Source organism: Inhella inkyongensis, assembly GCF_005952805.1.
Classification (GTDB): domain Bacteria; phylum Pseudomonadota; class Gammaproteobacteria; order Burkholderiales; family Burkholderiaceae_C; genus Inhella; species Inhella inkyongensis.
In genome coordinates, this window is record NZ_CP040709.1 from 292585 (window position 1) to 318370 (window position 25786).

At 68.4% G+C, this 25786-nt stretch carries 26 protein-coding genes; 12 read left to right on the top strand and 14 right to left on the bottom strand.

Annotated elements, in window-relative coordinates; all coding sequences use genetic code 11:
* Position 1 precedes the first annotated feature (1 nt).
* Positions 2–1003, bottom strand: coding sequence for an alpha/beta fold hydrolase (locus FF090_RS01525; protein WP_138855055.1), 1002 nt, complete (start codon positions 1001–1003; stop codon positions 2–4).
* Between the two features lie 96 nt (positions 1004–1099).
* On the opposite strand from FF090_RS01525, the gene FF090_RS01530 reads away from it, so the two are divergent.
* Positions 1100–1996 carry a LysR substrate-binding domain-containing protein gene (locus tag FF090_RS01530; RefSeq protein ID WP_138855056.1) on the top strand — a complete coding sequence of 299 codons (897 nt, stop codon included), beginning with the start codon at positions 1100–1102 and terminating at the stop codon, positions 1994–1996.
* On the opposite strand, the gene FF090_RS01535 is transcribed toward FF090_RS01530, so the two are convergent.
* A complete protein-coding gene (locus FF090_RS01535; protein WP_138855057.1) occupies positions 1979–2587 on the bottom strand; it encodes a chorismate--pyruvate lyase family protein in 609 nt (202 codons plus the stop codon). The genes FF090_RS01530 and FF090_RS01535 overlap by 18 nt on opposite strands.
* 19 nt (positions 2588–2606) lie before the next feature.
* Positions 2607–3419, bottom strand: a complete 813-nt coding sequence (gene proC, locus FF090_RS01540; protein ID WP_138855058.1) for a pyrroline-5-carboxylate reductase — start codon at positions 3417–3419, stop codon at positions 2607–2609.
* 85 nt (positions 3420–3504) lie between these two features.
* Between proC and FF090_RS01545 the strand changes: the two genes are divergently transcribed.
* Positions 3505–4083: a TMEM165/GDT1 family protein gene (locus FF090_RS01545; protein WP_138855059.1), complete on the top strand. Its 579-nt coding sequence runs from the start codon at positions 3505–3507 to the stop codon at positions 4081–4083.
* A 7-nt stretch (positions 4084–4090) separates the two neighbouring features.
* On the opposite strand, the gene FF090_RS01550 is transcribed toward FF090_RS01545, so the two are convergent.
* Positions 4091–5254, bottom strand: coding sequence for a GGDEF domain-containing protein (locus FF090_RS01550; RefSeq protein ID WP_138855060.1), 1164 nt, complete (start codon positions 5252–5254; stop codon positions 4091–4093).
* Between the two features lies 1 nt (position 5255).
* Positions 5256–7967 (bottom strand): methionine synthase, encoded by a 2712-nt coding sequence (gene metH / locus FF090_RS01555; RefSeq protein ID WP_138855061.1) that lies wholly within the window; start codon positions 7965–7967, stop codon positions 5256–5258.
* Positions 7968–8064: 97 nt separating this feature from the next.
* Here metH and FF090_RS01560 point away from each other — a divergent pair, with 97 nt between their 5' ends.
* The 3 genes from FF090_RS01560 to FF090_RS01570 are packed head-to-tail and all read left to right on the top strand — an operon-like array spanning position 8065 to position 10823.
* The gene (locus tag FF090_RS01560) at positions 8065–9264 is read left to right on the top strand and encodes an HD-GYP domain-containing protein (protein WP_138855062.1); all 1200 of its coding nucleotides are present in this window, start codon (positions 8065–8067) and stop codon (positions 9262–9264) included.
* Complete coding sequence (locus FF090_RS01565) at positions 9261–10019, top strand: substrate-binding periplasmic protein (RefSeq protein WP_138855063.1); 759 nt, start codon at positions 9261–9263, stop codon at positions 10017–10019. Before FF090_RS01560 ends, FF090_RS01565 begins: the two co-directional genes overlap by 4 nt.
* 15 nt (positions 10020–10034) lie before the next feature.
* Positions 10035–10823: a substrate-binding periplasmic protein gene (locus tag FF090_RS01570; protein ID WP_138855064.1), complete on the top strand. Its 789-nt coding sequence runs from the start codon at positions 10035–10037 to the stop codon at positions 10821–10823.
* Here the strand turns inward: FF090_RS01570 and FF090_RS01575 are convergent.
* From FF090_RS01575 to FF090_RS01585, 3 genes are read right to left on the bottom strand one after another with little or no spacing between them, the layout of a single operon-like run.
* On the bottom strand, positions 10775–11818 hold the full coding sequence (locus FF090_RS01575; RefSeq protein ID WP_138855065.1) for a homocysteine S-methyltransferase family protein: 1044 nt from the start codon (positions 11816–11818) through the stop codon (positions 10775–10777). The two genes, FF090_RS01570 and FF090_RS01575, sit on opposite strands and share 49 nt — an antisense overlap.
* Before the next feature lie 46 nt (positions 11819–11864).
* Complete coding sequence (locus FF090_RS01580) at positions 11865–12383, bottom strand: hemerythrin domain-containing protein (RefSeq protein ID WP_138855066.1); 519 nt, start codon at positions 12381–12383, stop codon at positions 11865–11867.
* Positions 12380–12760 (bottom strand): SirB2 family protein, encoded by a 381-nt coding sequence (locus tag FF090_RS01585; protein ID WP_138855067.1) that lies wholly within the window; start codon positions 12758–12760, stop codon positions 12380–12382. Before FF090_RS01585 ends, FF090_RS01580 begins: the two co-directional genes overlap by 4 nt.
* 170 nt (positions 12761–12930) lie before the next feature.
* Between FF090_RS01585 and FF090_RS01590 the strand changes: the two genes are divergently transcribed.
* Complete coding sequence (locus FF090_RS01590; protein WP_138855068.1) at positions 12931–13863, top strand: hypothetical protein; 933 nt, start codon at positions 12931–12933, stop codon at positions 13861–13863.
* A gap of 12 nt (positions 13864–13875) precedes the next feature.
* Here the strand turns inward: FF090_RS01590 and FF090_RS01595 are convergent, their stop codons facing one another.
* Both FF090_RS01595 and FF090_RS01600 read right to left on the bottom strand, forming a co-directional pair.
* Positions 13876–15408, bottom strand: a complete 1533-nt coding sequence (locus tag FF090_RS01595) for a thioredoxin family protein (protein ID WP_138855069.1) — start codon at positions 15406–15408, stop codon at positions 13876–13878.
* Positions 15409–15493: 85 nt separating this feature from the next.
* Entirely contained in the window at positions 15494–15829 is a 336-nt protein-coding gene (locus tag FF090_RS01600; protein ID WP_138858254.1) for an ArsR/SmtB family transcription factor, read from the bottom strand.
* A 103-nt stretch (positions 15830–15932) separates the two neighbouring features.
* On the opposite strand from FF090_RS01600, the gene FF090_RS01605 reads away from it, so the two are divergent.
* From FF090_RS01605 to trxC, 4 genes are read left to right on the top strand one after another with little or no spacing between them, the layout of a single operon-like run.
* Positions 15933–16979: an efflux RND transporter periplasmic adaptor subunit gene (locus tag FF090_RS01605; RefSeq protein WP_138855070.1), complete on the top strand. Its 1047-nt coding sequence runs from the start codon at positions 15933–15935 to the stop codon at positions 16977–16979.
* Entirely contained in the window at positions 16976–20251 is a 3276-nt protein-coding gene (locus tag FF090_RS01610) for an efflux RND transporter permease subunit (protein WP_138855071.1), read from the top strand. Before FF090_RS01605 ends, FF090_RS01610 begins: the two co-directional genes overlap by 4 nt.
* Positions 20248–20457 carry a YgaP family membrane protein gene (locus tag FF090_RS01615; RefSeq protein ID WP_138855072.1) on the top strand — a complete coding sequence of 70 codons (210 nt, stop codon included), beginning with the start codon at positions 20248–20250 and terminating at the stop codon, positions 20455–20457. The genes FF090_RS01610 and FF090_RS01615 overlap by 4 nt, the downstream gene beginning before the upstream one ends.
* A complete protein-coding gene (gene trxC / locus FF090_RS01620) occupies positions 20457–20879 on the top strand; it encodes a thioredoxin TrxC (protein WP_138855073.1) in 423 nt (140 codons plus the stop codon). Before FF090_RS01615 ends, trxC begins: the two co-directional genes overlap by 1 nt.
* Positions 20880–20881: 2 nt before the next feature.
* Here the strand turns inward: trxC and FF090_RS01625 are convergent, their stop codons facing one another.
* The 4 genes from FF090_RS01625 to FF090_RS01640 are packed head-to-tail and all read right to left on the bottom strand — an operon-like array spanning position 20882 to position 24546.
* Positions 20882–21553, bottom strand: coding sequence for a potassium channel family protein (locus FF090_RS01625; RefSeq protein WP_138855074.1), 672 nt, complete (start codon positions 21551–21553; stop codon positions 20882–20884).
* Positions 21543–22892 (bottom strand): TrkH family potassium uptake protein, encoded by a 1350-nt coding sequence (locus FF090_RS01630; protein ID WP_138855075.1) that lies wholly within the window; start codon positions 22890–22892, stop codon positions 21543–21545. Before FF090_RS01630 ends, FF090_RS01625 begins: the two co-directional genes overlap by 11 nt.
* The gene (locus tag FF090_RS01635; RefSeq protein WP_138855076.1) at positions 22889–23641 is read right to left on the bottom strand and encodes a hypothetical protein; all 753 of its coding nucleotides are present in this window, start codon (positions 23639–23641) and stop codon (positions 22889–22891) included. The genes FF090_RS01630 and FF090_RS01635 overlap by 4 nt, the downstream gene beginning before the upstream one ends.
* On the bottom strand, positions 23638–24546 hold the full coding sequence (locus FF090_RS01640; RefSeq protein WP_246071488.1) for a DMT family transporter: 909 nt from the start codon (positions 24544–24546) through the stop codon (positions 23638–23640). The genes FF090_RS01635 and FF090_RS01640 overlap by 4 nt, the downstream gene beginning before the upstream one ends.
* A gap of 77 nt (positions 24547–24623) precedes the next feature.
* Here FF090_RS01640 and FF090_RS01645 point away from each other — a divergent pair, with 77 nt between their 5' ends.
* Entirely contained in the window at positions 24624–25226 is a 603-nt protein-coding gene (locus FF090_RS01645) for a helix-turn-helix domain-containing protein (protein ID WP_138855078.1), read from the top strand.
* Positions 25223–25738, top strand: a complete 516-nt coding sequence (locus FF090_RS01650) for a GNAT family N-acetyltransferase (protein WP_246071489.1) — start codon at positions 25223–25225, stop codon at positions 25736–25738. Before FF090_RS01645 ends, FF090_RS01650 begins: the two co-directional genes overlap by 4 nt.
* The last annotated feature ends 48 nt before the right edge of the window (positions 25739–25786 follow it).

Genomic DNA, 25786 nt, shown 5'->3' on the forward strand with positions numbered 1-25786 from the left:
CTCAAGCCCACCTCAGCACGAACTCCGTCACTTGCCGTGCCCAAACTTCGGGTTCCTCGATGAAGGGGCGGTGGCCGCTGGATTCAAAGATCCAGGCCTGCGCCTGAGGCAGCGCGGCGGCCATCTCCAGCGTGCTGGCGGGCGGGCAGATGCGGTCGGCGCGGCCGCTGAACACCAGGGCCGGGGCAGGGATGCGCGGCAGCAAGGGCAGCATCTCCACGCCGGCCAGGGTGCCGCCGACCTGCCACTCTGGGTCGTCGCCCAGCATGGCTCGGTAGACATCACGATTCAGGCGGTCGAGCGCCGGCTGCGGGCTCGGCGGAGCCTTGCGGCTGCGGTGCGCCAGGTTGTGCCAGTACAGCGGCTCCACGCAGGGGCCGAGCAGATCGTTGAAGGCATCGCGGTCGGAGCGCAGGCCCTGCTCACGTTCTTGGAGCCACTGGGCCCAAAGCGCTGGGTGCTGGGTCTGCACCTGGCGCTTGCAGCGTTCCAGCTGGGCTTGCCAGTCGCGGCTGCCGTGCACGGTATTGCCCAGGATCAGGCCCTGCACGCGTTGCGGATGGGCGGCGGCCCAGGCCTGGGCCATCAGGCCACCGTAGCTGTGGCCATAGACGATCAGGCGCTCGCGGCCCAGGTGGGTGCGCAGGCGCTCCAGGTCGCTAGCGTCGCGCTCCAGGGTGTAGCGGCGCGGGTCGGCCAGACGCGCGCTGCGCCCGCGGCCGATCGGGTCGAGCACCAGCACGGTCAGGTGTTCGGTGAGCGGTGTTGCCCAATGGCGCAGGCCCCAGCCGCTGCCGCCCGGGCCACCGGGCAGCAGCACCAGTAGCGGGCCTTGGCCGGCCTGGGCATAGCCAAGGGGGCCGTCCGGGGTCTCGATCTGGTGCTCCTGCCAACTCGAATTGGCGCTGGCCGCTTGCGCTGGCAACAGGGTGGACAGGGCGCTGGCACCGAACAACTGGGCAATCTGGCGGCGGGTGGGCATCTGGGCGTCTTGCAGTGTCATCTTGGGCCTGGGTCTTTGAACTGGTGCCCATGCTAGGCAGAGCCGGTCTTGACATCCAGCCACGATTCCTGGGTCTTCTGGTTAGCATTGCTCACCATGCTGCCCTTGCAAACCCTGCGCGCCTTTCGCCAAGCGGCGCAGACCCAGAACCTCAGAGCCGCCGCCGAGCAGCTGAATCTGACCCATGGCGCGGTCAGTCAGCAGATTCGGCTGCTGGAGGATCGCCTGGGTGTGTCGCTGTTTGATCGTGTGGGCCGCGGCGTGCGCTTGAATGCGGCCGGTGCCGCGCTGTTGGCGCGGGTGCAGCAGGCCCTGGCCTTGCTGGAGGCAGGCGAGCGCGAGGCTCGGGTTCAGGGTCAGGTGCCGCAGCGGGTCTTGCGGGTGTCCATGCTGCCCAGCTTCGCGCAGTGTTGGCTGCTGCCGCGCCTGTCGCGCTGGCAGCGCGCGCACCCGGGCTGGCGCCTGGCCATCGACGCGCGTCAGACGGTGGTGGATGTGCTGGGCCCTGGGGTGGATGTGGCGATTCGCTACGGTCAACAACCCTGGGCTGGGGCTGTGGCCAAGTCCCTCGGGCAAGAGCGTCTGTTTCCGGTGGCCAGCCCCAGTCAGGCCGATGCGCTGCGCGGGCTGGCGGCGGCCGACTTGCTGCGTTTTCCGATGCTGGCCGGCACCGCCGGTTGGGAGCTGTGGCTGCAACCCGCCGGCGTGGTGGAACCGCCGCCCGAGCCCGTGGCCAGCTTCAACGATGCCGGCCTGTTGCTGCAGGCCGCCGAGGTGGGCATGGGCATTGCGCTGGCGCGCGGCGTTTTGGTCTTGGATCGGCTGCGCGAGGGCCGCTTGCTGCCCCTGCATCCGCTGACTGTGCCGGCGCCGCGCAGCTATTGGTTGGTGGCCAGCGAACCGAGCTGGCAACGCCCCGAGGTCCAGGCCCTGCATGCCTGGCTGCTGGCGCAGTTGGCGGAATCCGAACGCGAGCTAGCGACCCTGATGTGAGCGCGCGGACTGCCACACTGGGCGATGCAGGCGGCCGCCCGGCGCGCAGGCGAGGGTCTTGAGCGAGGGGCGTCGCGTGCCGGGATAGGGGGCCAGGTGGGCCACTTCGGGGTGGAAGAGTTCCAGGATGCGCAACTGTGCGCCCTGGCGCTTGAACACCGAGTGGCGCGCCCACTGCATCCCAGCCGGTGCAGCCGTGCCGGTGGCTTGGCGCCACTGGCGCTGCATCTGCCGCCGCGTGCCGCCATGGGGGTTGAGGCGCTTGGGCTGCAGAGTGCTGCGCTGCACCCGGCGGTCCTGGTAGAGCAGTTCGGCCAAGGGCCGGCGCCCCAGGCCCTTGAGCGCCTTCCAGGGGCCGGCCAGGGTGCTCTGATGCAGGCTGGAACGCGCCCACACCAAGGGCTGACCATCGACGCGCAGCACCACCTCGCGCACCAGGGTGCAGCCCTGGCGCGGGCGGCCGAGCTGGCGGCGCTCCGGCGCGTTCAGCCGGGCGGTGGTCTGGCGCAGCAACTGCACCTCGAAACGACCATGGCGGGCCAGGCGGGCGGAGAGCGAACCCGGCGCGCGCAGCCAGGCGCGCAGGCTCATGCGAGTCGAAATGCCCAAGTCAGGCTTTGCCGAGTTCGGCAGCTCGGGACGCTGCAGCGCGCACGGCGCGCTGCAGCGCCTCGCCCACGCCGTCGGCGCGCAGGCTTTCTAGCGCCGCGTGCGTGGTGCCGCCCTTGCTGGTCACGCGCTCGCGCAGCATGGCCAAGCTATCGGCCGACTGCAGCGCCAGGGCCGCCGCGCCGCCACAGGTGGCCAGGGCCAGTTCGCGGGCCTGGGTCTCGTGCAGGCCCAGGTCCAGGCCAGCCTGCACCATGGCCTCGCAGAAGTAGAAGAAGTAGGCCGGGCCGGAACCCGAGATCGCGGTCACGGCGTCCAGATCGTCTTCGCGCTCGACCCACAGGCTGCGGCCGGTGGGAGCCAGCACGGCCTCGACCTCGGCGCGCTCCAGTTCGCTCACCGCCGCGCGAGCATAGAGACCGGCAATGCCCTGGCCGATCAAGGCTGGGGTGTTGGGCATGGCGCGCACCACGCGCTCACTGCCCGAGGCCTGGGCAATGGCCTCGCTGCGAATGCCCGCCATCACCGAGAGCTGCAGGGCCTGGGCCAGCCAGGGCGCGGCCGGCGCGGCGGCCTGGGCAAACAACTGCGGCTTGACGGCCCAGACCACCAGGGCGGCCTGGGCCAGGGCGGGCGTGGGGGCAGCCAGGGCCTGGATGCCGAAGTCGGTGGCCAGGCGTTCGCGCTGTGTGGCCTGCGGCTCGATCACCACGAAGGCCTCGGCCGGCCGCCCCGCGCGCCGCAGTCCGCCGAGGATGGCTGAGGCCATGTTGCCGCCGCCGATGAAAGCCAGGGTGGGGTGGGTGGGGTGCATGGGCCGGGATTGTGAATCGCTTGGGCGGCATCAAGGCGCCGTGTCCTGGCATCAGGCACAGTGAAGGGCCTCAAGAGGAAGAACGATGGAAAGTTTGTGGATGTCCACCGGCGTGGTGGCCCTGGCCGAGATCGGCGACAAGACCCAGTTGCTGGCGTTTTTGCTGGCCGCGCGCTTCAAGAAGCCCTGGCCCATCGTGGCCGGCATCGTGGTGGCCACGGTGCTCAACCATGCGCTGGCCGGCCTGCTGGGGGCCTGGATCACGACCCAGCTGGGGCCGCAGGTCTTGCGCTGGGTGCTGGGCCTGTCCTTCCTGGCGATGGCGGCCTGGACCCTGATCCCCGACAAGATCGAGGACGAGGAGGCCCAGGTGGCGCAACGGCTGGGGGTGTTTGGCGCCACCTTTGTGACCTTTTTCCTGGCCGAGATGGGGGACAAGACCCAGGTGGCCACCATCGCACTGGCGGCCCACTATGCCCAGGCCTTCTGGGTGGTGGTGGGCACGACCTTGGGCATGCTGATCGCCGACGTGCCAGCGGTGTTCGCGGGTGAAAAGCTGGCCACGCGAATTCCCTTGCGCTGGGTGCATGGTGCCGCCGCCCTGCTCTTTGCCGCCCTGGGCGTGGCCACTTTGATGGGGCTTGGCAAGAGCTGGGGGCTTTAAGGAATCGCTACGCGGGCGGCTGGCTGAGCACCACCTGGTCGCGTCCGCCCAGCTTGGCTTGGTAGAGCGCGGTGTCGGCGCGTTGCAGCAGGGCCTCGGCATCGGTGTCGCGCGCATCGGCCAGGGCCACGCCGATGGACAGCGAGTAGCGCAAGGCCTTGCCTTGGGGGTCTTGGGCGTAGGTCCAATCGGATTGGCGCAGGCGTTCGGCGGCGGTGAGCGCCTCCTCGCGCAAGGCGCCGGGCAGCACCACGCAGAACTCCTCGCCGCCCAGTCGACCGATCAGGTCGTAGGGGCGGAATTCGCTGCGCAGCACCTCGCCCATGCGTATCAAGGCCTGGTCGCCGCCGGCATGACCTTGGCTGTCGTTGATCTGCTTGAAGTGGTCGATGTCCAGCATCAGCACGGCCATCGGCGTGCCCAGGCGTTGGCGGCGCCGCCATTCGCGAGCCAGTGCGCGCTCAAAGCCGCGGCGGTTGCTCAGGCCGGTCAGCGGGTCGGTGGTGGCCTGGTCATTGAGTTCGCGCTGCAGGCGCCCGGCATGCAGGGTCACGAAGCCAAAACCCAGGGACAGTGCGACCAGGCTGGTCAGCATGATCAGCAAGGCATGCGGCTGCGTCACCTGGGGCAGGCTCAACCCGGTGTCATGACCCAGCAGCACCAACACCACCCGCGCCAGTCCCAGCAAGGCCTGCAGGATGTGCGCCCCCATGGGCAGGATCAGCAGGGCCAGGGGCCAGCTGCCGCGTTGCAGGCGCAGCACCTGGGCGGCGATCAGGGAGAGCGCGGCCAGGGTCAGATTGAAGGACAGGATGCGAGCCGGGAAGTCGTCCACACCCCAGGTCAGCCAGACGGTGGCCAGCGCGTACAGCGCCACTACGCTCAGCAGGCCGCGCAGCGGCAGGCGCTCGCCAAACAGCAGGCCATAGCCGGTGAGCGTGAAGAGCAAGTTGCCCATCAGCAGCAGATTGGCCACCGGCACGGTCAGCCAGTCTGGCCACTGACCGCGCTGGGCAAACAGCAGCAGGCCCACACAGGTGCAGCTCAGCGCCGTCAGCCAGTGCCAAAGATAGGCGGTGCGGGCGCGCCAGGCCAGCAGGCCCAGGCCCAGGGTCAGCGCGGCCATCAAGAGGCCGGCGAACAACAGGGCGGTGGGCAGGTGGAGATTCATGTCATTCTAACTGCGGGGCCAGGGCGCGGCGGGCTTGGGTTTCGCTCAAGCCCGCGCGCTGGGCCCAGTCCTGCAGCTGGTCCTCACCGATGCGCCCCACATTGAAATAGCTCGCATCGGGGTGGGCCAGGTAGAAGCCGCTGACTGAGCTGGCGGGGTGCATGGCCATGGACTCGGTGAGCTGCATGCCAATGGCGTCGGCCTGCAGCACCCGCAGCAGATCGCGCTTGACGAGGTGGTCCGGGCAGGCTGGGTAACCGGGCGCGGGGCGGATGCCGCGATAAGTCTCGCGGATCAGCTCGTCGTTGCTCAAGGCTTCCTCCGGCGCATAGGCCCAGAACTCGGTGCGCACGCGCTGGTGCAGGCGCTCGGCAAAGGCCTCGGCCAGGCGATCGGCCAGGGCCTTGAGCAGGATGGCGCTGTAGTCGTCGTGCTGGGCCAGGAACTCGGCTTCTTTCTTCTCCACACCATGCACGCTGACCGCGAACAGGCCGATGTGGTCGCAGGGGCGGCCGTCTTGCGCCGGGGCGATGAAATCGGAGAGGCAACGGTTGGGGCGCTTGACGCCGTCGACCACCGGGCGCTCGCTTTGCAGGCGCAGGCCATGCCAGGTCATCAGGGGCTGGCCCTGAGGGTCGAAGATGGCGATGTCGTCCTCGTTCACTTGGGCCGCGGGGTAGAGCGCGAACACGCCATCGGCGCGCAACCAGCGCCCGGCCACCAACTTGTTCAGCAGGCCTTGGGCATCGGCAAAGACCTTGCGCGCCTGCTCGCCCACCACCTCGTCTTGCAGGATGGCGGGGTAGGGGCCGGCCAGGTCCCAGGTCTGGAAGAAGGGCCCCCAGTCGATGCAGGCCACCAACTCGTCCAGCGGGTAGTTCTCCAGCACGCGGCGACCGACGAAGCGCGGCGCGCACAGGGCGTCGAAGGCGACCTGCTGCTTGTTGGCACGGGCCTGCGCCAGCGTGACCAAGGGCGTGGTCTTCTTGTTGGCGTGCAGTTCACGCACCTTGCGGTAGTCGGCCTGCAGCTCGTGCAGATAGGCGCCGCGGCGCTCAGGGCTGAGCAGCTCCGAGCACACCGACACCGAGCGCGAGGCATCGGGCACATAGACAACCGGCCCTTCGTACTTGGGCGCGATCTTGACGGCGGTGTGCACGCGGCTGGTGGTGGCGCCGCCGATCAGCAAGGGGATGTTGGCGTCGCGGAAATGCGGGTCGGCCTGCATCTCGGCGGCCACATGCTGCATCTCCTCCAGGCTGGGGGTGATGAGACCGGACAGGCCGATGATGTCGGCGCCCTCGGCCTTGGCGCGCGCCAAGATCTCATGGGCCGGCACCATCACGCCCATGTTGATGACCTCGTAGTTGTTGCACTGCAAGACCACGGTGACGATGTTCTTGCCGATGTCGTGCACATCGCCCTTGACGGTGGCGATGACGATCTTGCCCTTGGCGCGCACATCGGCGCCGGCGGCCCGCAGCTGGCGCTTTTCCTCTTCGATGTAGGGGATGAGGTGAGCCACGGCCTGCTTCATCACGCGGGCGCTCTTGACCACCTGGGGCAGGAACATCTTGCCGGCGCCGAACAGATCGCCCACCACATTCATGCCGGCCATCAGCGGGCCTTCGATGACGTGCAGCGGCCGCCCGCCCTGGGCCTTGATGGTCTGCCAGACCTCCTCGGTGTCCTCGGTGATGAAGTCGGTGATGCCGGCCACCAGGGCGTGCTTGAGGCGCTCCTCGACCGAGGCGCTGCGCCAGGCTAGGCGGGCGCTGTCGTCCTTGGCCGCACCCTTGACGGCGTCGGCCACCTCCAGCAGGCGCTCGGTCGCATCGGTGCGGCGGTTCAGCACCACGTCCTCAACGCGCTCGCGCAATTCGGCCGGGATCTCGTCGTACACACCCACCATGCCGGCGTTGACGATGCCCATGTCCATGCCGGCCTGAATGGCGTGGTACAGGAACACGGTGTGGATGGCCTCGCGCACCGGCTCGTTGCCGCGGAAGCTGAAGCTCACATTGCTGACGCCGCCGCTGACCTTGGCGCCGGGCAGGTTCTGTTTGATCCAACGCGTGGCCTCGATGAAGTCCACGGCGTAGTTGGCGTGTTCCTCGATGCCGGTGGCGATGGCAAAGATGTTGGGGTCGAAGATGATGTCTTCGGGCGGGAAGCCAATGCCGACCAGCAGGTCGTAGGCGCGTTGGCAGATGGTCTTGCGGCGCTCCAGTGTGTCGGCCTGGCCGAGTTCGTCAAAGGCCATCACCACGGCGGCGGCGCCATAACGCTTCACCAGCTTGGCCTGGCGCAGGAACTCCGCCTCGCCTTCTTTCAGCGAGATGGAGTTGACGATGCCCTTGCCCTGCAGGCAGCGCAAACCGGCCTCGATGACCTCCCATTTCGAGGAATCGACCATCACCGGCACGCGCGCCACATCGGGTTCGCTGGCCATCAGGTTCAGGAATCGCACCATGGCGGCCTTGCTGTCCAGCATGGCCTCGTCCATGTTGACGTCGATGACCTGGGCGCCGTTCTCGACCTGCTGGCGCGCCACGGCCAAGGCGGCGTCGTATTGGCCTGACAGGATCATTCGGGCAAAGGCTTTGGAGCCCGTCACATTGGTGCGTTCGCCCACGTTCACGAACAGGCTGCCGGCATCGACGGTCATGGGTTCGAGGCCGGAAAGCTTCAGGGGCGGGGGGCTGTTCGTCATGGAGATCTCGGTAAGCGCCGGAAAAGCGGCGTAAATACACCACGGATTCTAGGAAGTGCCCTCTCCAGGCCCGACTGTCCTTGCCGACAATCGAAGGGTGGATCTCATTCGCCTGCCCCCCAACGCCCTGAAGCCCGGTCAGAGGCTCAGCTTTTCATTGCGCGATGCCGCAGGCAAATTGCTGTTTGCCAATGGCACGGTGCTGCCCAATAGCGAGGTGGTGCGCGAGATGCTGGCGCGCGGGGCCTACACCCAGGTGCACGAGACCGAGGCCTATCAGCGCGAGATGACCTCGCGCGCCAACACCTTGATGCACCAGAACGCCTCGCTCAAGGACATCGCCCGGGTGCAGGCCGACTTCCAGCCCGAGCGCAACAAGGTTGTTCACGTCAACAGCGAGTTGGCGCAGTGGTTGGATTTGCAACTGCGCGTGCACAACCTGCTCAAGGACCCGCATGGCGAAGAGTTCCTCACGCGCTTCGAGGACCTGCGCCATGAAGTGCTGGAGCGATTGGCCCGGCATCCGGATCAAACCCTGTTGTTGCTGGTGCATGACGCCAGCCAGGAGTTCAACCAGTACACCGCTCGGCACGCCATCCTGTGCATGGCGCTGTGCCAGTTGGCCGGCGAGCGCCTGGACTGGCCGACCGATGCGGTGCGGGCCTTGACGCGTGCCGCGCTGTCCATGAATCTGGCCCTGGGTCTGCTGCAGGACCGTCTGGCCCAGCAGCGTGAAGGCTTGAGCCCTGAGCAGAAGCGCCTGCTGGCCGGCCACGGCGACCGTGCCGCCGATCTGCTGATGGACCTGGGCGTGCGCGATGAAGCTTGGCTGAACACCGTGCGCCTGCACCATGACACGCAGCCCGGCCCGCTGGCCGAGCGCGCCTGGCCTGAGCGTCTGGCGCGGCTGCTGCAGCGCATCGATGTGTTTGCGGCGCGCCTGTCGCCCCGCATTGCCCGTAAGGCCCAGGCCGGTGCGCAGGCCGCGCGCGCCATTTTTCTGGACGAGGCCAAGCAGCAGGACGAAGCCGGCGCGGTGCTCATCAAGGCGGTGGGCCTGTACCCACCCGGCACCTTTGTGCGCTTGGCCAACGGCGAGGAGTGCATCGTGATCAAGCGCGGCGCGGCGGCCACCGAGCCCCTGGTGGCGGCGCTGATGGGCAAGAGCGGCAACCCGCTGACCGAACCGGTGCCGCGCGACACCCGCCTGGCCGGGCATGCTGTGACGCACAGTCTGGCGCCCCATGAACTGAGGCTGCGCCTCTCTATTGAGAAGCTGCTGCGCCTGTCTTTATGAGGGGATGGTCGGCGCTGCTGCTGGCGCTGTGCGTGGCACGCACGGGCTGGGCACGTGAGACCTGGCAGTTGGGCACCGCCGAGTTGCCGCCGGCTGTGACAGCCAAGCGCGCCGACCAAGGCTATTACCCGGTGTTGCTGCGCCGGGTCTTGCAGGAACTGGATGTCGACGCGCGTCTGCACTTTCTGCCGCCAGTGCGGGCTGTGCTGGACGGCGCGGCCGGCCACTACACGGCGGTGTTCCCGTTGGCTCGCAGCGCCGAGCGCGAACGCGATTTCCTGGTGTCAGAGCCGCTGTTTACGGTGCGCATCCGCGTCTTTTTGCGTCGCGATGACGACTGGGCGGGCCGCGGACTGGCCGATCTGACCGGGGGTCTGCTTTGCAATATCCAGGGTGCGCGGCTCTACCCGGAGTTGGAGACGGCCCTATCTGACGGCCGCCTGCGGATGCAGCGGGTGAGTGAAATCTCGGCTTGTTTTCGCATGCTGGCCGCGGGGCGGGTGCGCTATGTGGTGACGGGCGAGAACACCGGTTTCGAAGGCATGCAGGCCGGCGCGGGCGGTGCGGCGGCAGTGCGCATGGCGCCCTTGTTGCTGGCCGAGCAGACCGTGCACCTGATGTTCCCGCGCACCGACCCGGCCAGCGCCGCGCGCCGGGCAGCCTTTGATCAAGCCATTCGGCGCCTGCGGGCGCAAGGCGTGATGCAGAAATTGGAGCATCAGGTGCTGCCCCAGGCACCTACCGCCATGCGCTGACTGAAAATTGCATCCATGGTTCGGATGCTGGTGTGCGCGGGCTTGCTGCTGGGGAGTGTTGCGCTGGCGCAGCCGGCGGCGCTGCGCATGGTCAGCAACGAGTTTCCGCCCTATGTCGGGCAGGAGTTGCCGCAGCAGGGCTATTACCCGGCGCTGGTGCGGCGGGTGTTGGCGCTGCAAGGTCTGGCCCTGGAGTTGCAGTTCGAACCCCCGGCGCGCGCTCATGCGTCCGTGCTGGCGGGCCGCTACGACGCCGCTTTCCCGATGGTGCGTTCCGCCGAACGTGAGCGCGACTTTGTGTTCTCAGAGCCGTTGCTGTGGGTGCGCTCCTATCTGTATGTGCGGGCCGACAGCCCGATTCGCGGTCTGCAGGATCTGAACGGACGACGCAGCTGCCATTTGCAGCATTCGCGTCAGCCGCAGCCGGTGCAGCAGCTGGTTGAGGACGGGCTCATCAGGGTCGAGCGGGTGGCCCAGATCGGTCAGTGCTTTGACATGCTGGTACGCGGCCGGGTGGACTTTCTGGCACTGGGGGACTACGCCGGGGTGGCTGGCATGCGCCAGCTGGGGGCTACGGGCGAGACCCTGCGGCGCCTGGAGCCGCCACTGGCCCAAGGCAGCTTGCATCTGGTGTGGCCGCGGCGCGATCCGCAGTCGGGCGCGCGCGCCGCAGCCTTCAACAAGGGCCTGGCGCAGCTGCGCCAGCAGGGCGAGGTCAGCGCACTGGAGCGCGCGCTGCTGCCGGCGCTACCGTCTCAGCCCGACAGCAAGCCGCTGAACAAGGCGTTGGGCCGGGGCCGGTAGGCGCTGACCTGGCGGCTGATGGCCGCGATGTGGTCGGGCGTGGTGCCGCAGCAGCCGCCGGCAATGTTCAAGAGGCCACGGGCCGCGAACTCGCCCACCAGCCGACCGGTGATCTCCGGCGTTTCGTCAAAGCCGGTGTCGCTCATGGGGTTGGGCAGTCCGGCGTTGGGGTAGCAGCTGATCGGGGTGTCGGCGGCGGCCTGGCTCAGCTCTTCCAGATAGGGGCGCATCAGGCTGGCACCGAGCGCGCAGTTCAGGCCCACGGCGATTGGGTGGGCATGGCGCACCGAATGCCAAAAGGCCGTCACCGTCTGGCCGCTGAGGATGCGGCCCGAGGCGTCGGTCACGGTGCCCGAGATGATGACCGGCAGGCGCTCGCCCGTGGCTTCCATCAACTCGTCCAGCGCGAACAGCGCGGCCTTGGCGTTCAGGGTGTCGAAGATGGTCTCGACCAAAAAGAGGTCGCAGCCGCCGTCCAGCAACCCTTTAGCCTGCTCGTAATAGGCCGCGCGCAGGGTCTCGAAATCGACATTGCGGGCGCCGGGATCGTTCACATCGGGGCTGATGGAGGCGGTGCGTGGCGTAGGCCCCAAGGCGCCGGCGGCAAAGCGTGGCTTGTCCGGTGTCGAGTACTTGGCGCAGGCGGCGCGCGCCAGGCGCGCAGCTTCGACGTTCATCTCGTAGGCCAGGCCGGCGAGGTCGTAGTCCTCCTGGGCCACCGAGGTGGCGCCGAAGGTGTTGGTCTCAATGAAGTCGGCCCCGGCGGCCAGGTACTGCTCGTGGATCAGGGTGATCACGTCGGGCCGCGTGAACTGCAACAGCTCGTTGTTGCCCTTCAGATCCTTGGGGTGATCGGCAAAGCGGCTGCCGCGGTAGTCGGCCTCGCTGAGTTTGTGGCGCTGGATCATGGTGCCCATGGCGCCGTCCAGCACCAGGATGCGGTTTTGCATCAATCGGGGCAGGTCGGCGGCGCGGGTGTAGGCAATCGGCTTCATGCGGCGATTGTCGCGGCAGCCGCCTGCGCCATCGGCGACGAGGGGCTCAAGCCGTGGTGGATGCGCCGCGCCGAGCGGCCATCTCGGCGCCCATGCGGGCGCGTTCGGCGGCGTCAGTGGCCTGGGTGCTGAGCGGGAAGGCCTGGCCTTCCTCCAGGTCGATGTGCTCGCCATAGAGCGCGATAAAGGCGGGCCAGGACTGGGTGTCGGGGCGTGTGCCTGCATCGCGCAGGGCCAGCAGTTGCAGGCGCAGGGCTTGCCAGCCCGCGTGCATGCGCTCGTGGTCGGCGTGCAGGCGCTCGGCCAGCTCGGCGTGGCCCAGGGCGCGCAGTCGCGGCAGCACATGGCGCTCCTCGTCCTCATGGTGGGCGGGGGCGGCCAAGTCAAAGTAGCGCAGCACATCGCTGGCGGCGTCGCGGGCCTGGCGGTCGGGGCCGGCGCTGGCCAGGTGATCGGCCAGGCGCTGCAAAAGGCCCAAAGTGCGATGCACGCGCTCGTGGCAGGCGCTCAGCATCTCAAAAGGTTGGTCAAAGCCGACGGCAGGTGCGGCGTGGAGCAGGTTCATAGCATTCCAAGGAAAGGATCCTTGCTGCGCGCCACGCCCACCAGCAGGCCGACGCAGAGCAAGGCGCCCAGAAAGGCCAGGGCACCGATGTCGCGGTCCTGACGGAAGGCGGCATAGCCCAGCACCACATAGCAGGTCAGCAGCACGAACTTGGCCAGCAGCCAGGTGTGCACAAACGGGTTCAGGCCCAGCAGGCCCCACAGGCTGATGCCGACGATGGTCAACACCACGTCGACGCCGACACTGAGTGCGCGCAACCGGTCGTCCATCGGCCATTGCGCGCCCGCCATCCGGCCCAGGCCGCGCAGGGCGAAAAGCAGCACGCTGGCGATGGCGAAGGTCAGATGGATCTCGCGGATTTCGGTGTACCAAAGCATGCGCGGACCTTAGCAGGAGCCGGGAGGCCTTTGCCAGGTCCGGGCTTGTTTTGCATCAAGCGCAGGCAGAGCGCATCGCCACGCTCTTGTACTTTCTTGAATCGGGTCAAGGCCAGAGCACGGCTCGGTGCGCAGCATCCCGACCCTATGTCAATCTCACTGCGCCGCTGATGGCGACCTCTCCGCCCGCGTCGGTCTGTGCCGGCCTGCGCCAGACCCTGCTGCATGGCTGGCAGCAGGGCTTTCCGGTCCAGCCCTCGCCCTTCCAGGTGCTGGCGCAGCGCACCGGCGGCACCCTGCGCGAGGTGTTGGGGCAGTGTCAACAGATGCAGCGCAATGGCGCCTTGCAGGGCGTGCAGGTGCAGTGGGGTGAGCCCCTGCGCCGCGTGCGCTGGCGTTGCGGGCTGTGGGCGCCCGAGGCCGAATTGGAGGCGGCCGGCCGCGCGGCGGCCGCCCTGCCGGCCTGTGTGTTGTTGGAGCGTGTGGAGGCGGCCGTACCCGACTTGCCCAGCCTGTGGCTGGAGCTGGAAGCCCTACGCAGCGAGGTGATCGAGTCGCAGCTGCAGACTTTGGCGCTGCGCTGGCGCTTGGGCCCGCGGCTGTCTTTGCAGCATGCGGCGCCCTGCCATTGCCATGAGCACCTGGGCCCCTGCTGCGACGAGCCGCTGGCCCAGGCCTTAGAGCGCGGCCTGCCGCTGGTGGCCCATCCCTATCAGGAACTGGCGCTGAAGCTGCAGCGCAGCGAACGCCAGGTGCTGGCCCGCCTGCGCGATTGGATCGAGGGCGGGGACGTCCAAACGCTTTCGTTGGCGGCCCCGCACCAGCCTCACCGTCAGAGTTGGGCCCTGGCGGCGGTGGAGGTTGATCCCACGCCGGCGCTGCTGGCACGCCTGCGAGAGCTGTCGGCAACCAGCGAGCTGCGTCGTCTTCCCAGGCTGCCGGACTGGCCCTTTGGCTTGTTCATCGGCATGGCGGCGCCGCAGGAATTGACGGGCGGTGCGCTCGACCCCTTGCTGCAGGCTGCCGGACTGGCCCAGGCACCCATGCGCCGCTGGCTGGCGCGGCGTTGGGCGCCGCGCGTTCAGGCGCGCTTGTTTGCGTGAGCCGCCGTTCGATCAGGCCTTGGGCTTGAGAAGGGCCTCGCAAGTGCCGCGCTGGGCATCCGCGCGGTCCAGCTTGCCGCACACGGCGCCCAGCTGGCCTTGCAAGCGCCCCACCACGGCCGCGCCGTTGCTGGCCTTGGACCAGGCCAGCAGCTGCTCGCTTACCTTCTGCAGCGAGCGCGCGCTGCGCTCGTAGAACGCGCCCTTGTCCTTCTCGGCCTCGGCAATCAGTTGCGCGGCCAGCTTCTCGATGCGGGCGCTGTCCTGCGGCGCCAGCTTCACCAGGTTCTCGAAATAGGTCGAGCCCCATTGCAAGCGGGTGGCCGGGCCCTCGCTCTTGTTGAAGGCCTGCTCAAACCAGCTCAGGGCTTCCTCCTTGCGGCCGGTCTTGCGGGCATTGGCACCCAGCTGGTTCATCAAATAGTAGGGCGAGTGGCTCTTGGCCAGATTGGCCTTGAGCATGGCATCGCTCTCGGCCCACAGGCCGGAGAGGCCCAGCACATGGCCGACCGAGGTCATCACGGCCTGACGCTCGTATCCGTCCTTGATCTCGCGGTCCATCAGATTGGCCAGACCGCGCACTTCGTTCAACAAGGCGGCATCCAGCTTGGGTGCTGTCTCGGTGGCGGGCAGATCAATGCGGGCCAGACTCACCCGGGCGATCAGGCAGTTGATGCGGTCGGCGCGGGCCAGCTGGCTGTCGGCCTGGGAGCGACTCAGGGCTGCATCCAGTTGCTGAACCAGGGCCGTGCGCTCGGCGCTGGGCTTGGCGTGCAGAGCCCGCACCAGGTCGTCGGCATTGTTGCTCAGCACGTCCAGATGCTGGCGCACTTGTTTGGGATCCTTCAGCACCTGGGCCAGCAGGGCGGCGTCGCCCTTGGCCGGGGCGGCGCCGGCTGCCAGTGCCTTGAGGCTCAGGCGGGTGCGGGCATCGGCCGGCACGCCCTTGGCGCTGGCCAGGCGTTGCAGCAGCGCACCGCGCTGTTTGGCCTCAACCAGCATGGCTTCGTCGGTATCCCAGCTGTAATAGCTCAGCAGCTGCCATTCGCTGGGCTTGAGCGCCTTGCCGGCCTGGGCATCGGCCAACACGGTCTTGATGGCACGGCCGCCGGCCATGCCCATCTGCAGCAGCTTGACCACGCGTGCCGCGTCGGCCTCGCCGGGCAGGCGGGTCAGCTCTTGGCCATCGGCGCTGAACAGAATCATCGTGGGGTAGCCGCGCACCTTGAAGCGGGCACCGAGCTTCTGTGCGCCGGGCAGGTCGCCGTCGATCATCACCGGCACCACGGCCTGGCTCTGCTCGATGAAGTCGGCGCGGTTGAACAGGGTGGCCTTGAGCTGGTTGCAGGGCGGACACCACTTGGCGCCCCAGTACAGCAGCACCGGCTTCTTGGCGTCCTTGGCCGCGGCAAAGGCGGCCTCGACATCACTGTCTTGCGCGGCGGCGCGCCAGGCGATGCCGGGCGGCATGTCCAGGCTGGCATGGGCGCTGGAGCCCAGGGCCAGAAAGAGGGACAGGGTCAGGGCGCTGAGAACGGGACGCATGCGGGGCAACTCCATACAGGCAAGACCGCGATTGTGGTCCGACCCGTACGCCCCTGTCTGTGCAGGGTTTCGCGTGTGCCGGAAGTCAGGTCCGGAACAGCGCCAGCCTTGCCCTGGCCTGTGACTCGCTCTGACGCGCCAGGCTGCCGCAGACCAGATCGCAAAGCTCGTAGATGCCGACATCGGCAATGCGGTAGTAGACGCTGGTGCCGCGTCCCTCGCGCAGCACCAGGCCGCGCTGCTGCAACAGGCTCAAGTGGCGCGAGACATTGGTGGTGGTCATGCCCGAGAGCTCGGCCAGATCGCCGACGCGCTGCTCGCCGCCACGCAGCAGATTGAGCAGGCGCAGCCGGTTGGGCTCGGCCAGGGCCTGGAAAAAGCTGGCCACCTCGGCCAGGGCGGGGTCGGGCAGGCCGTCCAAGGTGGCGGGGGGAAGTGAAGTCTTTGGCACGGTCGCATTGTGTGCGCTATTGACTATTTGCGCAATTGCGCAAATACTGAAAAAGAACAACACCTGCACCACCATGAACGCCAACCTGCTGCTAGCCCTGATTCCCCTCGCCCTGGCCGCTTGGGTGCCGCCTGCGCTGGCGGCCGAGCCGACATGGCGCACACAGACCCTGCAACCCGGCACCGTCCCGGTCGAGCAGCGCTTTGAGGGGGTGGTCGAGGCCGAGCGCCAGACCGTGCTGGCGGCCCAGGTGGCGGGGGCAGTGGTGGAGATTGCCGTCAAGCTGGGTGATCGCGTCAAGGCAGGTCAGCTTCTGATGCGCCTGGACGCCCGCGCCGCTGAACAGGGGGCGCAGGCCAGCGAAGCCCAGGTGCAGGCGGCGCGCGCCGGCCTGGCGCTGGCGGAGCAGTCCTTCCAGCGCCAACAGCAACTGCGCGCTCAAGGCTTCATCAGCCAGGGTGCCTTGGATCAGGCGGAGGCGCAGTTCAAGTCCGCCCGCGCCCAGGCCCAGGCTCAGCTGGCCGCAGCCCAGGCCGCCCGCAGTCAGACGGCCTGGCATCGGGTCACGGCGCCCTATGCCGGCGTCGTTGCGGAGCTGCCTGTGGCCCTGGGGGATATGGCGTTGCCAGGTCGGCCCCTGTTGACCCTGTTCGACCCCCAGGCCTTGCGCGTCAGCGCCAGCCTGCCCCAGGCGCTGGCGGCGCAAGGCTTGCCGGCGCTGGAAAGCCTGCGCATCGAGTTGCCGGCGCTGGGCCAGACGGTGCAGCCCACCCGGGTGCAGCGCTTGCCGCTGGCCGATCCGGGCTCGCAGACCGTGCTGCTGCGCCTGGACCTGCCCGCAGGCAGCGCAGCGCAGCCCGGTCAGTTCGCCCGCCTGCTCTGGCCGGGCCAGGGCGCGGCGGCTGAGACACCGCGCCTGTGGGTGCCGCAGACGGCCTTGGTGCAACGGGCCGAGTTGCGCGGTGTCTATGTGCTGGTGCAGGGTCAGCCGCAGTTGCGTTGGGTGCGCCTGGGCCGATCGCGTGGCACCTTTGTTGAGGTGTTGGCCGGCCTCAAGGCCGGTGAACAGCTGCTGCTGGAGCCCCAGCGGGCCAGCCGCCTGAACGAGGTGACGCGATGAGCCGCTTGGACGAGGGCCTGGGCCTGTCCGGCCGCATCGCGGCCTTCTTCCAGGGCGCGCAGATCACGCCCCTGCTGGCCCTGGTGGGCTTGCTGTTGGGCCTGTTCGCGGTGGCGGCGACGCCGCGCGAGGAGGAGCCGCAGATCAATGTGACGATGGCCAATGTGCTGGTGGCCCTGCCCGGTGCCAGCGTGGCCGATGTGGAGGCCCTGATCACCATACCGGGCGAGCAGGTGCTGTCGCGCATCGCCGGGGTCGAGCATGTGATGGCGGTGGCCCGCCCCGGTCAGGCCGTGCTGACCGTGCAGTTCAAGGTGGGCGTGCCGCGCACCGAGGCCCTGGTGCGATTGCAAGACACGGTGCAGAGCCACGCCGACTGGCTGCCGCCCGGCCTGGGCGCCAGCCCGCCGCTCATCAAGCCCCTGGGCATCGACGATGTGCCCATCCTCAGCCTGACCTTGCACAGCGCCGATCCCGAGATCGGCCCCATGGACCTGGAGCGGGTGGCGCGTGGCTTGGAGTCCGAGCTCAAGCGCGTGCCGGGCACGCGCGACATCCAGCTCATCGGTGGTCCCGGTCGCCGACTCTTGGTGGCCCTGGACCCCGAGCGCATGAACCGGGCGGGCCTGTCGGTCGCGGAACTGCGCCAGGCCTTGCAAGGTGCTCACCAGGGCGCACAGATTGGCGAGCGCGTGCAGAGCGATCACAGCGTGATGCTGGAGGCCGGGCCCTATCTGCGCGATGCCCGCAAACTGGAAGACTTGATCGTCGGTGTGCAGGCCGGCCGCCCGGTGGCCTTGCGCGATGTGGCCGATGTGCGCGAGGGCAGCCTGCCGGGTTCGGCCCGGGTCTGGCACCGCGTCAAAGGGCAGGACCGTCCGGCGCTGACCCTGGCCATCACCAAGAAGGCCGGCGAGAACGCCATCGATGTAGCCCGAGCGCTGCAGGCCCGGGTGGCCGAACTGCGCGGCACCTTGTTGCCCAGCCAGGTCGAGGTCGAGGAGACGCGCAACTATGGCCAGACGGCGGACGAGAAGGCACGCCAGCTGATTCAGAAGCTGTTGTTCGCCACCGCCTCGGTGGTGGCCCTGGTGTTCCTGGCGCTGGGCCGGCGCGAGGCGGCCATCGTCGGCGCGGCCGTGATCTTGACCCTGGCCGCCACCCTGTTCGCATCCTGGGCCTGGGGCTTCACGCTGAACCGCGTGTCGCTGTTCGCGTTGATCTTCTCGATCGGCATCCTGGTGGATGACGCCATCGTGGTGGTGGAAAACATTCATCGCCATTTGGCGATGAATGTTTCGGCGCAGGCTCATATCGCCGAAGGCGATGTGAGCCGCAGCCAGAACATGGCTCGGTTGATCCAGATCATTCCCCGCGCGGTGGACGAGGTGGGCGGCCCCACCATCCTGGCCACCTTCACGGTCATCGCCGCCCTGCTGCCGATGGCCTTTGTGTCGGGCTTGATGGGGCCCTATATGGCGCCCATCCCCATCAATGCCTCCATGGGCATGCTGATCTCGTTGGCGATCGCTTTTGTGGTGACACCGTGGTTGGCGCGCCTGCTGATGAAGGCCCTGCCCGCCGGGCAAAGCGCCGATCCGGAGGCGCTGCACGGGCTCTCCAAGTGGCTGGCACCGCATTTCGAACGCCTGTTTGGCCCGCTGCTGGATGCGCAGCGCGGCGCGCGCAATCGCCGATGGCTGGGCCTGGGAGTGGCGGGGCTGATCGTGGTTTCGCTGGCTCTGCCAGGCGTGGGTGCTGTGCTGCTGAAGATGCTGCCCTTCGACAACAAGAGCGAATTGCAGGTCATGGTGGACATGCCGGCGGGCACGCCGGTGGAGCGCACGGCGGCGGTGCTGCAGGAGCTGGGCGTCTGGGTGGGTCAGCAACCCGAGGTGCGCCACTTGCAGGCCTATGCAGGTGCCTCCGCGCCGATCAACTTCAATGGCCTGGTGCGGCAGTACTTCCTGCGCACCGATCCACACCAGGGCGATTTGGCGGTGAACCTGGCCCCAAAGAGCGAGCGCAAGGAACAGAGCCATGACATCGCCACCCGCTGGCGCCCGGAGCTGCAGCGCATCGCGCGCCGCCATGGCGCCAACCTCAAGGTGGTGGAGGTGCCGCCCGGCCCCCCGGTGCTGGCCCCGCTGGTGGCTGAGATCTATGGCCCCGAAGCCAGCGGCCGCGCCCAAGTGGCGGCGGCGGTGCGCAAAGTCTTGGAAGGGGGCGAGGGCGTAGTCGATGTGGACGACTCTGGCATCGCTGCGGCGCCACGCGAACGCCTGGTGGTGGACCAACGCAAGGCCGCGCTGCTGGGTGTGCCGGCGTCCGCCATCGTCAGCACCCTGCAGGCCGCCCAACAGGGCGACCCTGCCCTCTGGCTGCACGATGGCAGCCGCCGCGCCACGTCGGCCACCCTGATCCTGGCTCCAGAGCTTTTGGGTGAGCGCGAGGCCCTGCTGTCTTTGGGCGTCAAGACGCCCCAGGGCAAGCTGGTGCCCCTGCGTGAGTTGGTGACGTTGCAGCCGGCCCTGCGTGAGGCCCCGGCCTATCGCAAGGATGGACTTCCCGTGCACTACGTGGTGGGCGATATGGCCGGTCGCATTGACAGCCCGCTCTATGGCCTGTTCAGTCTGCGGGGTCAACTGGGCGTACTGCCCATGCCCGATGGCGGGCGACTGCAGGAGTTCTTCATCCGCCCCCCCAGCGACCCCTATCGCGGCTACAGCCTCAAGTGGGACGGCGAATGGCAGATCACCTATGAGACCTTCCGCGACATGGGCCTGGCCTATGCGGTCGGCCTGGTGCTGATCTATTTGCTGGTGGTGGCGCAGTTCAAGTCCTACCTGACGCCCTTGGTCATCATGGCGCCCATCCCGCTCACCGTGGTGGGTGTGATGCCCGGCCATGCCCTGCTGGGCGCGCCGTTCACGGCCACCAGCATGATCGGCATGATTGCGCTCGCGGGCATCATCGTGCGCAACTCCATCCTGCTGGTGGACTTTATCAATCTGCAGGTGCGCGCCGGCATGGCCTTTGAGGCGGCCATTCAACGCTCGGCCATCACCCGCGCCCAGCCCATCCTGCTCACCGGTCTGGCGGCCATGCTCGGCGCCTTCTTCATCCTCGATGACCCGATCTTCAACGGCCTGGCGATCAGCCTGATCTTTGGCATCGCGGTCTCGACCGTGTTGACCCTGGTCGTGATTCCCATTCTTTACTTCGTGGCCTACCGCCACCGTTTGCATCTCTTGAAAGGAGAAACCCCATGACCTCTTGGAGCATCGTTCGACTCGTGGCCGGCAGCTTCATCCTGCTGTCCTTGTTGCTCGGCATGAGCGGCAGTCCGCTGTTCCATTCGAGCTGGTGGCTGGCCTTCACGGCCTTCGTCGGCCTGAACCTGCTGCAGTCCGGCCTCACGCGCTGGTGCTTGATGGAGAGCATCCTGCGCAAGCTGGGCATCCAAGGGGGCTGCTGATGCATCTGGCCTGTGCCCACTGCGGCGCCGTCAATCGGGTGCCCGAGGACCGGCTGGGCGATGGCCCGGTTTGTGCCAAATGCAAGACCGAGTTGGCGCCGGCGCATCCTGTCGCGCTGGGCGACGCGCTGTTCGGCGCCTATGTGGCCAAGACCGAGGCGCCGGTGCTGGTCGATTTCTGGGCTGCCTGGTGTGGCCCGTGCCGGGCCATGGCGCCGCAGTTCGAGGCTGCCGCCGCGCAGGCGCCGGGCGTGCGCTTCGTCAAGGTGGACAGCGATGCCTGTCCGCAGGCCAGCGCGCAGGCGCAGATTCGCTCCATCCCCACCTTGGTGCTCTACCAGGGCGGCCGGGAGGTCGCACGCCGCAGCGGGGTGGTGCCGGCGGCAGAACTGTTGGCCTGGCTGCGGAAGCTTCAGGGCTGAGCTCAGACGCGCGCCGAGAAGCGCTCGACCACCGCGGTTGGGCCGGCCACGATCAGCAGGTCGCCGGGCTTGACCTCGGTCTCTGGGCGGGCGTAGATGAAATCCTGATGGCGGCGCTTGATGCCCACCACCGTGACACCGTGGCGCTGCCGCACATTGGACTCGCTGAGTGTCTTGTTCAAGGTCTCGGCCGGCGCCCGCGTCTTGGCAATCGCGAAGCCGTCGTCGAACTCGATGAAGTCGATCATCTTGCCGGTCACGAGATGGGCCACGCGTTCGCCCATCTCGGTCTCGGGGTAGACCACATGGTGGGCGCCCAGGCGTTCGGCCACGCGGCCGTGGGCCGGGTTGTTGGCCTTGACCCAGATGTCGGGGCAGCCCATCTGGCTCAGGTTCAACACCGCCAGCACGGTGGCCTCCAGGCTTTCGCCCATGCTGACCACAGCGTGGCGGAAGCTGCCGACATCGAGTTGCTTCAGGGTGGCTAGGTCGGTGGCGTCGGCCTGCACCACATGGGGCAGGGCATCGGCCAGGGCCTGGACAGAGTCGGCGTCGTGGTCCAGGGCCAGCACATCGTGGCCCAGCCGATGCAGGCTGCGGGCCACCGAGCTGCCAAAGCGGCCCAGGCCAATGACGACCACGCTGTCGCCGGCGTTCAGGGTCTTATCCAACAAGGGGCTTCTCCTCAGGGAATCGATAGGGGCGGCGGCTGGATTGCTGCGCCAGCGCCACGGCCAGGGTGACGATGCCCACCCGGCCCAGGAACATCAGGGTGACCAGCAGCAGTTGGCCGGCCGGCGGCAGTTGGGGGGTCAGGCCGGTGGACAGACCCACCGTGGCAAAGGCTGAGACCACCTCGAACAGCACGGCCTCGAAGCGCACGCCGGGCAGGTGCTGCACCAGGGGCACCAGCACCAGGGTGGACAGGCCGACGACGGCGCTGCACAGCACCAGCACCGTCAGGGCTTGGCGCAGCGCGGCCTCATTCAGGCGCCGGCCGGCGAACTCGACATCGCGGTAACCGCGCACCTCGCACCACACGGCCAGCAGCAGCACCGCCGCGGTGGTTACCTTTAGGCCGCCGGCCGTGCCGGCACTGCCGCCGCCCACGAACATCAGCAGATAGTGCAGCACCAGGGTCTCGGTGTTGAAGGCCGCCACATCCAGGCTGTTGAAACCGGCCGTGCGCGCCGACACCGAGGCAAACAGCGCACCCCAGAAGCGACCGGCCGCATCCAGCGGGGCCAGCACGCCGCGCCACTCGCTCCAGGTAAAGGCGGCCGCGCCGCCCAGCAGCAGCACGGTGCTGGCCATCAGGGTCAGTTGGCTGTGCAGGCTCAGGCGCGCCCGCTGGCCGCGGCGCAGCAGCAGCTCGTGCAGCACCGGAAAGCCCAGGCCGCCAATGACGATGGCGCCCATCAGCGGGCTGAGCACCCAGCCGTCGCTGACGAAGCGCATCAGGTTGTCGGGCAGGGTCGAGAAACCGGCGTTGTTGAAGGCCGAAACGGCGTGGAACAGGCCCTGCCAGGCGGCTTCGCGCCAGCCCATGCCGTAGGCCTGCATGAAGCGCAGCATCAGCCACAGCGCGGCCAGGGCCTCGATGGTCACGGTGATCACAAGCACGAGCTTGGCCACGCTGCGCACATCGCCCAGCGACAGCGCGCGGTTCTCGGCTTGCAGCAGCAGGCGCGCGCGCACCCGCAGCTGGCTGTTGACCAGCATGCCTAGCAGGCTGGCAGCGGTCATCAGGCCGAAGCCGCCGATCTGGATCAGACCCAGGATCACGGCCTGGCCGAACAGGGTCCAGTGCGTGCCGGTGTCCACCACGGCCAGGCCGGTGACGCAGACCGCCGAGGTGGCGGTGAACAGGGCTGTGAGCCAGCCGCCGCCCTGGCCGCTGGTCTGGGCCAGGGGCAGGGCCAGCAAGGCGCTGCCGACGCCGATGGCGGCGGCAAAGAGCAGCACCAGCACGGTGCTGGGTTGAAGAGGGCGGGAGGAAGAGGGATGACTCATGCGTCCGTCAGCGAGGGCTGGGCAGCGCTATTGTCGAAGGGCAGTGGACTGGCCTTGGCCAGGGCCAGAAACGTGGCGTGATCAATGCCGTGCGGGCGTTGGGGCGCCGGACGGCCGAGTTCGAAGTGCGCGGCATGGGCGATCCAGACGCCGAATCCTTCGGGGATCTCTTGCACCTCGGCAATGCCGGCCGCGAGCACAAACCAGGTCTGGCCAGAGAGTGCGGCATAGGCGGCGCGCTTGTCGGTGCGGCGCAGATCGGACAGCAGATCGCCACGCCGCACCTTGATCTCGTGGATGGCCACCGCCAGGCCCTGCGGCTTGCTGCTGGGGTAGAGGGAATAGACATCGGGCTGGCAGAGCAGCCAGCGCTTCTTGAGCGGGGCGGTCGACGGGGGTTGAATCAAGGTGGGCTCGATCCTGCCGGGCTCGGTCTCTTCCTCTCGGGCCAGTCCGGCGCGCAGGCTGAGGCCCGTCCAGACCAGGCGCCCGGCACGCTGCAATTCGGTGGCGGTGCGCAGCACCAGATCCTCATGCGCATCCCGTCGAGCGCGGTTGCCCTGCAGGCCCAGCGCAGCGGCCTGGATACCGGCCTCGGTGAGCCGCAGGCGTTCGCGCCCATCGGGGTCCTGCAGCCGTTCCAACCAGCCCAGGGCCAACAGCTCCAGCTCCAAGGTGTCCAGGCAGGGCCAGCCGGCGCTGCGATAGAGCTCGCGCAGGCGGCGGGTCTGAGCGGGGGTGGGCTTCATTCCCCAGGCGGGCTGTCCACCGGCGGCTTGCGGCTGCCGAACTGTGCCAGCGCCACCCCGGCCAGGATCACCGCCGCGCTGGCGAGCTTCTGCGCCGTGAAGCGCTCGCCCGCGAAGGCCCAGGCCGACAGTCCGGCCACCACCGGCATCAGGTAGATCAGGGGCGCGATGCGCCCCACACCGCGCCGTGCGCCGGCCCAGCCCCAGCCCAGCCAGCCGATGAAGCCGCCGCCCACCACGCTCCAGAGCGTGCCCACGCCCACCCAAATCGGCAGATCGGACCAGGGCACGGCAGCCATCGCCGGTGCGCACCAGGCCAGCGTGGGCAGGGCCCCCAGCAGGGTGCCGTAGCACAGCACGGCCACGCCGCCATGCTGCTGGATCAGCGGTTTGCTGGCCACCGAGTAGTAGCTGAAGAGGGCCGCGGCCAGCAGCAGCACGGCATCGCCGGTGCTGGCCGACCAGGCGGCGTGCAGCAGCTTGTCGCCAGTGAAGGCCAGGGCGCCAGCGGCGGCCACCGCCACCCCCAGCACCTGCAAACGGGCCAAGCGCTCCACGCCCAGGCCGCGCAGGATCAGCAGTGTGAACACCGGCCCGCAGGCCAGCAGCACGCTGGCGGAAAAGGGTGTCGAACCCTGCAGCCCTTCGGCCGCCAGCAGCAGGTGCAGGGCCTGGCCGATCAGGGCCACCGGCGCCAGGCGCAACCAGTCGCTGCGACTCAAGCGCGGCCAGTGCCGGCCGTGTTGCCAGCTCAGCAGCAGCACCGCGCAGACCGGCGCGATCAGATAGCGCAGGCCGACGAAGGCAGTGGGGCCGATCTGACTGAACAGGGCCTTTTGCAGTGGGAAGTTCAAGCCCCAGACCGCGATCACGGCGAGGCCCACCAGCAGAGGGAGCGAGGGCATGGCCGGCATCATGCCTTGTCTAGGTGGGCATGCTCATAAGTGAGATATGTTTCTCGAATATGAGATACACTTCGGCCATGTCAGAGACCGAAATCGAGCCGCCCGCCCCGACCGAAGCCCAAGCCCTGGATCAGCGCCTGGCCCAGCGGCTGATGACGCTGCGCACCGCGGCCGGATGGTCCTTGGAGGATTTGGCGCAGCGCAGCGGCATCAGCCGGGCCACGCTGTCGCGCCTGGAGCGTGCCGAGACCAGTCCGACCGCCCATCTGTTGGGGCGTCTGTGCGCTGCCCATGGCCTGACTCTCTCCAGCTTGCTGGCCGAGGTGGAGACCTTGCCCGTGCGCCACCTGGGCCCGGCGCAGCAGTCGCAGTGGGAGGACCCCAGTCTGGGCTTTCGACGCCGGATGCTGGCGCCGCCGATGCGGGGCTTTGCCACCGAATTGCTGGAGTGCCGGCTGCAGCCCGGCGCCCACATCCGCTACGAACACCCGCCGGTGGCGGGCCTGGAGCACCACCTGTGGCTGATCAGCGGCCAGTTGCAGCTGCAGCTGGACGGCCAGGTGCACCGCCTGCGGGCGGGCGCCAGCCTCAGCTACAAGCTGTGGGGGGCTTCGCAGTTCGATGTACCCGGCAAGACCGAGGCGCACTACCTATTGGCCATCACTCAAGCACGCCCATGAACCCGACCTTTCACCTTGTGCCCCTGCAAGACATGGCCGCCCTGCACTTGGTGCCCTTGCTGCAGGACACCGTGGCCCAGGGCGCCAGCATTGGCTGGACCTCCGCCCCATCGACCGAACGGGCGCTGGCTTTCTGGGAGGGTTGCCAGGCATCCTGCGGACGCGGCGAGCGCCTGGGTTGGGTGGTCTTGGGCGGGGACGGCCAGGTCTTGGGCAGCGCCCAGCTGGTGCTGGACATGCCCGAGAACGGCCGCCATCGCGCCGAGGTCTGCAAGGTGATGGTGGCGCCGGCCGCGCGGCGTCAGGGCCTGGGCGAGTTTCTGATGCGCACCGCAGAGGCGGCGGCCCGTGCGCAGGGGCGCAGCCTGCTGGTGCTGGACACCCTGCTGGGCAGTGCCGCCGAGCGGCTCTACCGTCGCCTGGGTTTCGAAGTCTGCGGCGCCATCCCGGGCTATGCCATGAGCACCACCGGGCAGCTGGAAGCCACGCAGATGATGTTCAAGCGCCTCTGAAAGACTTTCGACAGGGGGTGGGCCGGCTTTTTAGGATGCCCGCCTCTT